The 12,483-nt window shown below is 72.9% G+C and carries 7 protein-coding genes; 2 read left to right on the forward strand and 5 right to left on the reverse strand.

All coding sequences use genetic code 11. The annotated features are described in order from the left end of the window. Positions 1–11 precede the first annotated feature (11 nt). Entirely contained in the window at positions 12–866 is an 855-nt protein-coding gene (locus AB0E62_RS21535; protein ID WP_362195909.1) for an MBL fold metallo-hydrolase, read from the reverse strand. A gap of 200 nt (positions 867–1,066) precedes the next feature. Between AB0E62_RS21535 and AB0E62_RS21540 the strand changes: the two genes are divergently transcribed. Next, positions 1,067–1,642 (forward strand): dienelactone hydrolase family protein, encoded by a 576-nt coding sequence (locus tag AB0E62_RS21540; RefSeq protein ID WP_362195912.1) that lies wholly within the window; start codon positions 1,067–1,069, stop codon positions 1,640–1,642. A 72-nt stretch (positions 1,643–1,714) separates the two neighbouring features. Here the strand turns inward: AB0E62_RS21540 and AB0E62_RS21545 are convergent, their stop codons facing one another. Together AB0E62_RS21545 and AB0E62_RS21550 are read right to left on the reverse strand one after the other, a co-directional pair. Beyond that, entirely contained in the window at positions 1,715–4,159 is a 2,445-nt protein-coding gene (locus AB0E62_RS21545; protein WP_362195915.1) for a SpoIIE family protein phosphatase, read from the reverse strand. Positions 4,160–4,196: 37 nt separating this feature from the next. Then, a complete protein-coding gene (locus AB0E62_RS21550) occupies positions 4,197–8,480 on the reverse strand; it encodes a HAMP domain-containing protein (RefSeq protein ID WP_362195918.1) in 4,284 nt (1,427 codons plus the stop codon). A gap of 387 nt (positions 8,481–8,867) precedes the next feature. Here AB0E62_RS21550 and AB0E62_RS21555 point away from each other — a divergent pair, with 387 nt between their 5' ends. Continuing rightward, a complete protein-coding gene (locus AB0E62_RS21555) occupies positions 8,868–9,557 on the forward strand; it encodes a phosphodiesterase (protein WP_362195921.1) in 690 nt (229 codons plus the stop codon). Positions 9,558–9,646: 89 nt separating this feature from the next. Here AB0E62_RS21555 and AB0E62_RS21560 read toward each other — a convergent pair whose 3' ends face one another. Beyond that, positions 9,647–10,513, reverse strand: a complete 867-nt coding sequence (locus AB0E62_RS21560; RefSeq protein ID WP_362196284.1) for a Rieske (2Fe-2S) protein — start codon at positions 10,511–10,513, stop codon at positions 9,647–9,649. 262 nt (positions 10,514–10,775) lie between these two features. After that, a complete protein-coding gene (locus AB0E62_RS21565; protein WP_362195923.1) occupies positions 10,776–12,302 on the reverse strand; it encodes a glycosyl hydrolase family 18 protein in 1,527 nt (508 codons plus the stop codon). Positions 12,303–12,483: the final 181 nt, after the last annotated feature.

Here is a 12,483-nt window from a genome sequence, read left to right on the forward strand (position 1 = left end):
GGTGCCCCCGGTCAGTGGACGACGGGTACCGCTCCCGGCCCGGCGGGCAGGCGCACCCGGCCGCCGTGCGGGCAGGGCACGACCCGGTCGCCGAGGCCGAGCCGGCCGGTCTCGGCCAGGAACGCGGACAGGGGTGAGCGCATCACCGTGTAGTCCTCGTAATGCACGGGCAGGACGGCGCGCGGACGCAGGCGCCGGACCAGCTCCGCGCCCTGCGCCCCGTTCATGGTGACCAGGAACCCGCCGGGCAGGAGCGTTCCGCCCAGATGGAGGACGGCCAGGTCGGCGGCCGGGAAGCGGCGGCCGATCTCCTCCAGGCCGTCGTGCAGGAGCGTGTCACCGGAGACGTACAGCCGCAGCCGTGCCGGGCCGCCCACGGGACCGAACTCGACCATGCTGCCCATCACGGGCGGCAGCAGCCCGCGCAGCACCGGGTGTCCCGCGTGCCGGCCGGGCAGCGCGGTGACCGTGGCCCGTACCCCTTGCCGCTGGAGGGTGAGCGCCTGCCAGGTCCGCAGTCCCGCCGTCTGCCGGAAACCGTGCAGCACCTTCAGGCGGCGTGCGGCATGGGGAGTGCTGAGGACCGGGACCCCACGGTCCAGGGAGCGCCGGGCCCTGCGGTCCCAGTGATCGCCGTGCAGATGGGACAGCACGATCCCGTCGATGCGGGGCAGGTCCTCCGGACCGAGGGCGGGTTCCGTCAGGCGCCGGCTCAGCAGACCGTAGCCGAGATAGGCGTACTCGCCCCGGTGCAGGAAGTTCGGGTCGGTGAGCAGGGTCAGGGGGCCGTACCGCAGCAGCACGGTGGCGTTGCCGATGAAGTGGAGATCGAGCGCGTCGTCGGTGGGCTCGTCCGTGGTGGCCATGGAGGCACCCACTCCTTCCGCCTGAGCCTGTGGGCCTCCCGCGCCCGGCGGCTTTCCCCGGGCGGGGTACCCCTGTCCTCCGCGGTGATTCGTCCAGCCCCGTCGTGCTCGCCCGTGTCCGCGGGCGCCGGTGGATGTCAGTGGTACGGGCCATACTCGTACCGCGGCGCCGCACGGGCACCGCGGTACGAGGGGGCGACATGGCTGAAGTGCTGGTTTTCCACCACGGACACGGGCTGACCGCCGGCGTCCGTGAGTTCGCCGAGCGACTGCGACGGGCCGGGCACACCGTGCACGTCCCGGACCTGTTCGAGGGGCGGGTGTTCGACACCCTCGAAGAGGGCCTGGGCTACGTCGAGGACGCCGGGCTCGGCACGGTCGTCGCGCGGGGAACCGCCGCCGCCGAGGGGCTGCCCGCGGAACTCGTGTACGTCGGGTTCTCGCTCGGCGTCCTGCCGGCGCAGAAGCTGGCCCAGGCCCGGCCCGGCGCACAGGGCGCGCTGCTGCTGGAGGCGTGCCTCCCGGTCGCGGAGCCCGGCGGCTGGCCCGACGGCGTCCCGGTCCAGATCCACGGCATGGACGCGGATCCGTTCTTCGCGGGGGAGGGCGACGTGGACGCGGCCCGGGCGCTCGTCGCCACGGCGGCGGATGCCGAACTGTTCCTCCACCCCGGCGACCGGCACCTGTTCACCGACAGCAGCCTGCCGTCGTACGACGCGCACGCCGCGACACTGGTCACCGACCGAGTACTGGACTTCCTCACCCGCGTCCCGTAGCCCGGGACAGCGGGTGAGGACCACCGAGGCCGGAGGAAGCCCGCTCCCACGGCCCGGGACGCCGGGCCGTGGCTACACCACCCGGATGCCCACGATGCAGGTGTCGTCGTCCGTGTCCGACCTGCTGTAGGTCAGCAGGCCGTCCAGCTGCTGGTCCAGGGTCTTCGGTACCGTGCGGGCCGCGGTCAGCAGATGGGCCAGGGATTCCTCCACGGACCGGTCACGGCGTTCGATCAGGCCGTCGGTGTACAGCAGCAGCGTGTCCTCCGGCGCGAACTCCAGCTCGGCCTCCTCGTACACGGCCTCCGGCACCGCGCCCAGCAGCAGCCCCTTGACCAGCGGCAACGGCGCCGCCTCCGAGCCCCGGACGAGGACCGGCGGCAGGTGGCCCGCCCGCGCCCAGCGCAGCGTGTGCCGCTCGGGGTCGTACAGCGCGCAGACCGCCGTGGCGGTGACCGCGCCGGTCAGATGGTGCGCCACGATGTTCAGCCAGGACAGCAGCTGGCCCGGCCCGGCACCGGTCACGGCGAGGCCGCGCAGCGCGTTGCGCAGGACGACCATGCTGGTGGCGGCCTCGATGCCATGGCCCGCGACATCGCCCACGCACATCAGGACCAGCCCGGTCGGCAGCACCACGGCGTCGTACCAGTCGCCGCCCACCAGGTGCTCGGTCTCCGCCGGGCGGTAGCGCACCGCGACCTCCAGACCGGGCACCGTCAGCGGCGCCCGGGTCGGGGGCATGATGGCGTGCTGCAACTGCAGGGTCAGCCGGTTGCGCTCGGCGGCCTGCTGCTCGGTGTGGGCGAGCTGGTCCCGGGTCGCGGCGAGCGCCACCTCCGTCCAGTGCTGGGCGGAGATGTCCTGGTACGCGCCCCGTACGACGAACAGCCGGCCGTCGGTGTCCAGCACCGGCTCGGCGACCACGCGGATGTGCCGCGTCACCCCGTCCGGCCGCTGCAGCCGGAACGCGGCCGAAGCGGGCCGGCGCTGGTGCAGCACCGTGCGCAGGAACCGGCCGAGGGATACGGCGTCGTCCGGGTGCGCGTACGCGGGCAGGTCCTCCAGCGGGACGGGCGTGCTCGTCGGGGACCGGCCGTAGAGATGGAACAACTGGTCGTTCCAGGTGATCTCACCCGTGAGCAGGTTCTCCTCGAACCCGCCGATACGGCCCAGCCGCTGGGCGTGCTGGAGCAGGCTCGCCAGCCGCGCCGTCTCGTCCTCGATGCGCCAGATCAGCAGCACGCTGGTGCCGTGCCGGCTGATGCTGATGTCCGCGACCGCCGACAGCGACACCTGGTCGACCAGCGAGGTCAGCTGCATGCGGCGGGCCCGGAACGGCTCCCCCGTGGCGTACACCCGCTCCACCCGCTGGAACAGCTCGCTCTTGCCCGCGGCCATCGGGTAGGCCTCGAGCAGCAGTGCACCGTTGACCACCGCCCGCGGGCGGCCCGCCGGGTCCAGGAAGTGGTTGTTGATGTGCTGGATGCGGAAGTCGGCCAGCTGCCCCGAGTCGTCGAGGTACGGCACCAGCACCAGCGCGGGGTCGTGCAGCCCGTCCGCCAGGTCCATCAGCTCGGCGGTGTCGGGCAGGACGCGGGGTTCCTGCCCGGCCTCCCGGCGCAGCGTGTACGTCTCCAGCGTGTGCGCGCACAGCTCGGCGAGCGCCTCCACCTGCCGGACGACCTGGGGCGGCTGCGGTTCCAGCGGTCCCGGCCAGGCGATCTCCAGCACCCCGTGGATCCGGCCCCCGGTGCCCGCGGGCACCGCCACCCGGCCGCCGTCCGGGTGCAGATGCCGGCCGATGGTGGGCAGCCCGGTCTCGGCGAGGGAGCCGAACCACTGTCCGGCGCGCTCGGTCAGGCCCCGGCGCGCCACCGTCGCCACCTCCGGAGGCACATAACGCCATCGGGTGGCCTCCGCCGGGGAGAACCCCGCGCTGCCGGCCAGGGTCAGCGAGCCGTCGGCGCCCGCGGCCCACACCGCCACGGCCACCGCGCCCAGCGGGCGCAGCGCGTGCTCCAGCAGGGAGTCGGCGACGGCCTGCGTGTCGTCCGCGGCCAGCGCCCCGCTCTCGGCCGCCCGCAGCCGCACGGCCGCGGCGTCCCGCTCCGCGGCGCCCGTGGCGGCGGCCAGGAAGGTGGTGGTGATCTCCGACATCCGGTCCCGGGCGGCCTGGTTGATGACCTCCACCGCGAACTCCAGCGGCGTCGCCCTGGCCTGCTCGGTCAGCTCGGCGAGCTGCCGGGCGGCCTGCGCCGGGCCGCAGCCCAGCCGCTCCACCAGGATGCCCTTGGCCAGCTCGATCAGCGCCCTGCCCTCCGCCTCCGCCTGTGCGGCGCGCACCTCGCGGCGCAGCCGCTCCACGGTGGCGGCGAGCCTGCCGACAGGGGACGTCGGGGCGACACCGGCCAGGTCCGCCGGCACCGGGTCGCCGGTGGCCGGCCGCTCGACGGAAGCGGACGGCTCGGGGCGCGGACCGATGTCCTCGGGCTCGTGTGACTGCTCGCTCGTGCTCACGACAGGGGTACTCCTCGGCGCAAGCGCGCTGGCGCGTTCACGCGGACAGCCAGCGCCGGACGCAGGCGATGAGGTCGTGGGTGTCGACGGGCTTGGTGACGTAGTCGCTCGCGCCCGAGGCCAGGGACTTCTCCCGGTCACCGGGCATCGCCTTGGCGGTGACGGCGATGATCGGCAGATCCGCGTACTGCGGCAGCTTGCGGATCTCGGCGGTGGCCGTGTAGCCGTCCATCTCCGGCATCATCACGTCCATCAGCACCATCGCGATGTCGGGGTTGCCGAGCAGCGTGTCGATGCCCTTGCGCCCGTTCTCCGCGTGCAGCACCCGGAATCCGTACATCTCCAGGATCCCGCTCAGCGCGAACAGGTTGCGCGCGTCGTCGTCGACGACCAGGACCGTACGGCCCCGGAAGCTGTCGTCGACCGGCGGGGCCAGGTCCTGCGGGTCCTCGCCCCGGACCAGGGTCAGCACGTCGCCGGGCTCCTCGGCCGACAGGTGCAGGGCGATGCGCTCGCGCAGCTCGTCCAGGCTGGACAGGAACTCCAGCGCCCCGTCGTCCCGGTGCGAGCGCAACGCCTCGTCCCGGGCCTCCTCCGGCCGACGGCCGCTGTGGACCAGCACCGGTACGCCCGCCAGCCCCGAGTCGCCTTGCAGGGCTTGCAGGAACCGGCCCGCCTCCCCGTCCGGCATGTCCAGGTCCAGCACGACGCAGTGGCACGGCTCGGCGGCCAGCGCGCCCGCCGCCTCCTGCGCCCCCACGGCGGTGATGACCTCCACGGCGGGCAGCGGGGAGCCGTCGTCCGGGCTGTGCCGGGCCACTTCCGCGACCACGCTCTCGGCGACCAGGGTCAGCAGGCCGCGCGGCCGTTCCTCCACGACGAGCAGCCGGCGCGGCCGCTGCCGGGCGGGGGAGACCTGCACCTGCGGTGCGGCGGTGTCCTGCGCGGCCGCGGCGACCGGGTTCAGCTCGGCCGGCTCCTTCGGCGCGAGCCGGCCGCTGCCGAGCAACTGCTCGAAGTCCGGGCGGGCCACCGGCAGGTACAGCGTGAAGGTGCTGCCCCGGCCGGGCGTGCTGTCCACCGCGACGGCACCGCCGAGCAGATGCGCGATCTCCCGGGTGATGGACAGGCCGAGGCCGGTCCCGCCGTACTTGCGGCTCGTGGTGCCGTCCGCCTGCTGGAACGCCCCGAAGATCGTCTCCAGGTGCTGTTCCGGGATGCCGATGCCGGTGTCCCGCACCCGGAACGCCACGACGGCACCGCCCCGCACGACACCGTCCGGGACCTCCTCGTCGGCCGCCGGCTCGATGGCCAGCTCGACGCTGCCCTGCTCGGTGAACTTGACCGCGTTGGAGAGCAGGTTGCGCAGGATCTGCCGCAGCCGGGAGTCGTCGGTGAGCAGGTCGCCGGGCGCGCCCGGCGCGGTGCGGACGGCGAACTCCAGCCCCTTCTGGGACGTCATCGGCCGGAAGGTGGCCTCCACGTAGTCGATCAGCTGGCGCAGCGGCACCCGCTCCGGGGTGACGTCCATCTTGCCGGCCTCGACCTTCGACAGGTCGAGGATGTCGTTGATCAGCTGGAGCAGGTCGCTGCCCGCCGAGTGGATGATCCCGGCGTACTCGACCTGCTTCGGGGTCAGGTTCCGCGACGGGTTCTGGGCCAGCAACTGGGCCAGGATGAGCAGGCTGTTGAGCGGGGTGCGCAGCTCGTGGCTCATGTTGGCCAGGAACTCCGACTTGTACTTGGAGGCCAGCGACAACTGCTGGGCGCGGGCCTCCAGTTCCTGCCGGGCCTGCTCGATCTGCAGGTTCTTCGCCTCGATGTCGCGGTTCTGCGACGCGAGCAGGGTGGCCTTCTCCTCCAGCTCGGCGTTGGAGCGCTGCAGCTCGTCCTGCTGGGACTGCAACTCGGCCGAGCGGGCCTGGAGTTCGGCGGTCAGCCGCTGCGACTCCTCCAGCAGCTCGTCGGTGCGGGCGTTCGCCACGATCGTGTTGAGGTTCACGCCGAGCGTCTCGCGCAGCTGCTCCAGGAAGTCCCGGTGGATCGCGGTGAAGGAGGTGACCGACGCCAGCTCGATGACACCGAGGACCTGGTCCTCGAACAGGATCGGCAGCAGGATCAGCGCGGTCGGGACCGTCCGGCCGAGCCCGGACGAGATGGTGACGTAGCCCGGCGGCAGTTCGTCCACGGTGATCGTACGGCGGCTGCGGGCCGCCTGGCCGACCAGCGAGCGCCCGACGGGGAAACGGTCGGGCCGCTGGTCGTCGTCCGGTCTGCCGTACGAGCCGACGAGCCGCAGCTCGGGGCCGCGGTCACCGTCTTCGGAGAGGTAGAAGGCGCCGTACTGGGCCGCCACCAGCGGCGTCAGCTCCTCCATGATCAGCTCGGCCACCACCGGCAGCTCGCGGTGGCCCTGCATCAGGCCGGCGATGCGCGCCAGGTTGGTCTTGAGCCAGTCCTGCTCCTGGTTGGCCCGCGTGGTCTCCCGCAGCGACTCCACCATGGAGTTGATGTTGTCCTTCAGCTCGGCGACCTCGCCGGAGGCCTCCACCGTGATCGAGCGGGTCAGGTCGCCCTCGGCCACGGCGCTGGCGACCGCGCCGATGGCCCGCACCTGACGGGTCAGGTTGCCGGCCAGCTCGTTGACGTTCTCCGTGAGCCGCTTCCAGGTGCCCGAGACGCCCTCCACCTCGGCCTGGCCGCCGAGGCGTCCTTCGGTGCCGACCTCGCGGGCGACGCGGGTGACCTCGTCGGCGAAGGCGGAGAGCTGGTCCACCATCGTGTTGATGGTCGTCTTCAGCTCCAGGATCTCGCCCCGCGCGTCCACGTCGATCTTCTTCGACAGGTCGCCCTTGGCCACCGCGGTCGTCACCAGCGCGATGTTGCGCACCTGACCGGTCAGGTTGTTCGCCATGGAGTTGACGTTGTCGGTGAGGTCCTTCCAGGTGCCCGCCACGTTCGGCACGTGGGCCTGGCCGCCGAGGCGTCCTTCGGTGCCGACCTCGCGGGCGACGCGGGTGACCTCGTCGGCGAACGCGGAGAGCGTGTCCACCATCGTGTTGATCACGTCCGCCAGCGCGGCGACCTCGCCCTTGGCCTCGACCGTGATCTTGCGGGACAGGTCGCCGCGGGCCACGGCGGTGGCGACCTGGGCGATGGAGCGCACCTGGCCGGTCAGGTTCGACGCCATCACGTTCACGTTGTCGGTGAGGGCCTTCCAGGTGCCCGACACGCCCTTGACGTCGGCCTGGCCGCCGAGGCGTCCTTCGGTGCCGACCTCGCGGGCGACGCGGGTGACCTCGTCGGCGAAGGCGGAGAGCTGGTCCACCATCGTGTTGATGGTGTTCTTGAGTTCCAGGATCTCGCCGCGGGCGTCGACGGTGATCTTCTGGGAGAGGTCGCCCTTGGCCACCGCGGTCGCCACCTGGGCGACGTTGCGGACCTGGCTGGTGAGGTTGCCCGCCATGAAGTTGACCGAGTCGGTCAGGTCCCGCCACGTGCCCTTGACGCCCTTGACGTCGGCCTGGCCGCCGAGGCGTCCTTCGGTGCCGACCTCGCGGGCGACGCGGGTGACCTCGTCGGCGAAGGCGGAGAGCTGGTCCACCATCGTGTTGATGGTGTTCTTGAGTTCCAGGATCTCGCCGCGGGCGTCGACGGTGATCTTCTGGGAGAGGTCGCCCTTGGCCACCGCCGTCGTCACCTGGGCGACGTTGCGGACCTGGCTGGTGAGGTTGCCCGCCATGAAGTTGACGGAGTCGGTCAGGTCGCGCCACACACCGGCGACCCCCGGCACCTTCGCCTGGCCGCCGAGGCGTCCTTCGGTGCCGACCTCGCGGGCGACGCGGGTGACCTCGTCGGCGAAGGCAGAGAGCTGGTCCACCATCGTGTTGACGGTGTTCTTCAGCTGGAGGATCTCGCCGCGCGCGGGCACGTCGATCTTCTGCGACAGATCGCCCTTGGCCACCGCCGTGGCGACCTGGGCGATGTCGCGGACCTGGGTGGTGAGGTTCCCGGCCATGGCGTTGACGGAGTCGGTCAGGTCGGCCCACGTCCCGGAGACCCCGGGCACCTCCGCCTGCCCGCCGAGCGTGCCCTCGGTGCCGACCTCGCGGGCCACTCTGGTGACTTCGGAGGTGAACACGGACAACTGGTCGACCATGCCGTTGAACACGGTCGCGATGTCACCCATGAGACCGTGGGCGTCCTCCGGCAGGCGCGTCCCGAAGTCGCCGTCGCGCACGGCTGTCAGGCCCGCCAGGAGTTGCCGCAGCTCCTGGTCGCCCGGCGCGGCGTCGACCGTCTCGGACTTGTCGCTGGTCATGCGCAACCTCGTCCCGCTCCCCAGGGGCCCTCAGCGGTGAGGACCCGAACACCCCGGCGGCCCGCAAGGGCCCGAACACTGTGCATTTCCGCACTTCACGGATCTGCGCGATGAGAAAATACGCCGAAGGCTAACCCGCTCCGCCCCCGCCGCACAAAACCTCCCCTCCCCGCGCACCCCCGACACGTCGCCCGGGCCCACGGTTGGGTGGGGCAGGCGCGGAGCGTCTCACCGCCGTGGCGCCACGCGTGAGGGCAGCGGGTCCGGGGTACCCGGTGGTCCTTGTGGAGGAGGGGCCGCCGGGACGGGTCCCGAGGAACAGCGACGGTGAGGGCAGGGGCGAGCATGCTGAGGGGTGCGCAGGCCCCGCCGGTCCATGAGCCGGCGGTGTCGTTGCCGGTCCGAGGAGTCGAGGCGGGCTTCCGGCTGCTGGCTCGCCTGCGCCGGGCTCCCGCCCTGCATCCGCACGGACTGATGTGCGCGGGCGAGGTGGAGGTACCGGAGGGCTCGGGCGGCTGGGGCGCTCCGTGGCTGGAGGCACCGGGCCGGTTCGCCGCGACCGTCCGGTTCTCCCGGGCGGCCGGGCTGCCACGGCGCCTGCCCGACGCGCTGGGCCTGGCCGTACGGGTGGACGGGGCCGACGGTCCCGGCCAGGCCCTCGACCTGTTGCTGACCAGCAGCGGCCGGGGTCGCGTGGCCCGGCACCTGCCGTTGCTCCGCGCCGACGCGCTGGGCGGGGCGTACTCCAGTCTGCTGCCCTACCGGGTGGGTGGTCGCTCCTGTGTTCTGGCCGCCTTTCCCCGGCGGGCCGGGCAGGCCCCGGTGCACGGTGACCCGGCGAGCCTGGTGCGGGCGCTGGCCGCCGGACCGCTCGTCCTCGATCTGTGCGCCGCGGAACCCGGCCGTCCCTGGCGGCCGTTCGCCGTGCTCACCGTGCGCTCCGCGCTGCCGGCGGGGCCGAGGGAGAGCGCCGGCTTCGACATCTACGAGCGCGATGCCCGGGATTTCACCCCCGGTCCCGCCCTCGCCGCCGTCCGCCGCGCCGCGTACCGGGGCTCGCGGGCCGGCCACCGCTGAGCGCGGTGGCGTGACATGGCCTCCGGTGCCGCTGGGGCGCCGGAGGCCGTCGGTGGTGTCTCCCGTCTTCCGCCCCTGCCGGGCGACGCTCAGTCCCGCTCCCGCAGCCGCACCTCGAGCTCGCCGTCGGCAACGCGGGTGTCGAAGACGGGCTGGGGAGAAGTGGCCGGGCCCTGTACGTTCCAGCCGTCGGCGAGCCGGAAGACGCTGCCGTGCCAGGGGCACCGGACGCATCCGTCCTCCTCCAGGGTGCCCTCGGACAGCGGACCCGCAAGGTGGCTGCACCGGTCGGCCAGCGCGTGGAAGGTCCCGTCGGCCTCGCGGACGACCAGGACCGGGACGTCGTCAACGGTGCGCCGTACCATCCGGCCCGCCGGGAACCCGGCCACGGGCCCGAGCCGGTGCCAGCCCTCCGAGACGACCTGCGGGACCTCTTCGGCGTGGTTCGCGCCCGCGGCCTGCCGGTAGGCGAGGTGGCCGCCCAGGAGGCCGCCGGCCGCCACCGCCGTCAGCCCCAGGAAGCCGAGGCCGCGGCCGGTCTTCGCGCGGCCTTTGACACGGCAGGCGAGCGAGGCGGCGTACAGACCGAGGGCCGCCGTGTTGGCCAGCGCGTGCACCAGGCCGACGCGCTGCTGGCGGGGGTGCAGTTCCGCCCAGTCGACGGCTCCGGCCAGCGCGGCCGGGGCGGCGGCGGCCAGTCCGACGGCGATCAGCGAGCCCGCCTCCCGCGCCCGGCCGGGGCACAGGTCCAGCACCGCGGCCGACAGCCAGCTGCCGACCGGTACCTGCACCAGCAGCGGGTGCACGGGGTGGCCCAGCCACCTGCCGTGCAGCAGGTCCCGGCCGCCGCGCAGCGGCAGGGCCCGTACGCCCCGGCCGAGCGCGTCGATCACCGCGTCGCCGCGCGGCTGCCGTTCGAGACTGTCCAGGAGCCGCGGGACCAGGTCCCGCCGCATCCGCCGAGGTGATGTTGTCGTCATGAGTCGCTGGGTCCCCCGCCGCGCATGCCGCAAACGGTCCGACCGGGGTACTGGGGACCGCTTCGGGTGCCCCGCCGGTTCGCCGGGGCACCGCTCATGGGGGGTGTGCGGCCGGGGTGCGCCGGAGGCTCGCGGTCCCGCACCGGGAGCCCGTGTCCCACGGATGCCCAGTGCCCCGGGACCGGCCGGTGGGCGGTCCCGGGGCACTGGGCCTGCCGTCGGGCGGTGGTGGCGCGGTTCAGCAGGCGCCGAGGTCCTGCCAGACGCCCCACTGGCCGGTGGTGCCGGGCTCCTCGCCCGTCGTCCACCACTTGGCCTTCCAGGTGTGGCCCTTGTACGAGACCTGCTGCCCGCCGGTGTACACCGCGTCCTTGGCCCACGGGGCGGCCGTGCACTGGCTGCCGGAGCCGCCGGTGATGGTCAGGGAGTAGGCCGCCGAGTGGCTGCCCGAGGCGCCCGCGCCGGTCACGGTGACCGTGTACGTGCCCGACGCCGCGGCCGAGGTGGTGGCCAGGGTGAGGGTGGAGGAGCCGCCCGCGGTGACCGAGGCGGGGCTGAGGGAGGCGGTGACACCCGCCGGGGCCCCGCTGACGCTCAGCTTCACGTCCTGGGCGTTGCCCTTCGTCACGGCCGTCTTCACCGTGGCCGTCGCGGACTGACCCGCCGTCACGGACCCGGAGGCCGGGCTGAGCGCCACGGAGAAGTCGTTGGCCGGGGTGGGGGCGCCACCACCGGTGAACGGCGCGAAGATGCGGGTGAAGTCCCATGTGTTCTGTTCGATGCCCGAGCAGTTGTCCGCGGCTCCACCGCCCGCACAGCTGCCGTTGTCCCGCTGCAGCGCCCAGAAGGACAGGGTGTTGATGCCCTTGGCGACCGCCCAGTCGTACACGGTGCGGGCGTTGGCCAGGGTGAAGGTCTCCGCCTTGCCGAAGTCGTCCACGCCCGGCATCTCGGTGACACCGACCATGTTCCACAACTGCGCCGGCGTCTTGCCCGGGTACAGCTCGGCGAGCAGGTCGTACAGGCCCTGGGCGGCGGTCTGGGTGTCCTTCGCCATGTCGTGGGGCTGGTTGTCGTAGTAGTCGAACGTCATGAGGTTCACGACGTCGACCCGGGCGCCGTTGCTCACCGCGTTGCGCAGCAGCGCCTCGCCGTTCTCCGCGGGGCCGTGCGTGGTGGTCGGCAGGGTGTAGGAGATCTCCACCTTGCGCCCGTTGGCCGCCGCCCAGTCCTGCACCAGCTTGATGGCCTTGTTGCGGCGGTCGATGCCGGCGGAGTTGTCGAGCGAGTCCACCTCGATGTCCATGTCCAGCCGCGAGATGTCGTAGGTCGTGATGACCTTCTCGTACGCGGCGGCGATCTGCTGGACGTCGGTGCAGCTGTCGGCGATCTCGGTGCCGGTGGTGTCGGCCGTGTACCCCCCGAACGAGGGGATGACGTCGCCTCCGGCCGCCTGGATCGTCTTGATGTCGGCGCCGAAGGTCGAGGCGGCGATCGGCATGCTCGTGTCGCCGTTCCAGTACGGCGTGCAGGAGCCCTTGGTGGCGGTCTGGAGGAACGCCATCGTCAGGTGCTTGGCGCCCGACTGGGCGGACAGGGCGGCGGGGCTCTCGCCGGTCCAGGCCTCGAAGTAGGGGGCGAAGACGTGGTTCGGCAGGGGGGTGGCGGCTTCGGCGGTGCCGGTTCCCGTGAGGGCGAGGCCCACCGCGGCCGCCGTGGTGGCGGCCGCGGTGAGGGCCGCGCGGAAGGAACGCACGAGTCTCATGTCAGTCCAGGTGTGTGGAGGAGGGGGCCAAAGGTGTTGCGCGGGGAGGGTGTTGCCGACTACTGGGATAGCGCCCCCACGAGGGTGGGTCAATGGTCTGGACCAAAAAGGGACTAGACCAATTTGCGGGGTGAGCGTGCCCTGGCGCAGCCCAGGACACCCGGCGGCGACTGGACCATCT

This window comes from Streptomyces sp. NPDC038707 (assembly GCF_040636485.1).
Lineage (GTDB): Bacteria > Actinomycetota > Actinomycetes > Streptomycetales > Streptomycetaceae > Streptomyces.